General features: G+C 31.4%; 1 protein-coding gene. It reads right to left on the reverse strand.

Annotation, left to right across the window (positions count from 1 at the left end):
• Positions 1-24: 24 nt before the first annotated feature.
• Positions 25-207 carry a YolD-like family protein gene (locus tag SB754_RS21490; RefSeq protein WP_074676676.1) on the reverse strand — a complete coding sequence of 61 codons (183 nt, stop codon included), beginning with the start codon at positions 205-207 and terminating at the stop codon, positions 25-27.
• Positions 208-255 lie beyond the last annotated feature (48 nt).

Below are 255 nucleotides of genomic sequence, written 5' to 3' on the forward strand. Positions count from 1 at the left end.
TAATGTAACTACACGATGATAGACTTAATGAATGTCAGTAATGCCCGATAAACGAATAGAGAATATATTTTGTTGTTCATCCTCTAGAGAAAGAGTTTGATCATGAAGATTAAGACCATTTACACGTCCCTTACATGTTTGTAATAAACCGTTTTGATAATAGTTAATGGTAATGACACCTTTCTTTCTTAATGCTTTCAATATCATGCTCCGTTCTCCTTTCTTCCTAATAACTAATGTAAGAATTTGTTATTC

Source organism: Leifsonia sp. SIMBA_070 (assembly GCF_046534635.1).
Taxonomy (GTDB): Bacteria; Actinomycetota; Actinomycetes; order Actinomycetales; family Microbacteriaceae; genus Leifsonia.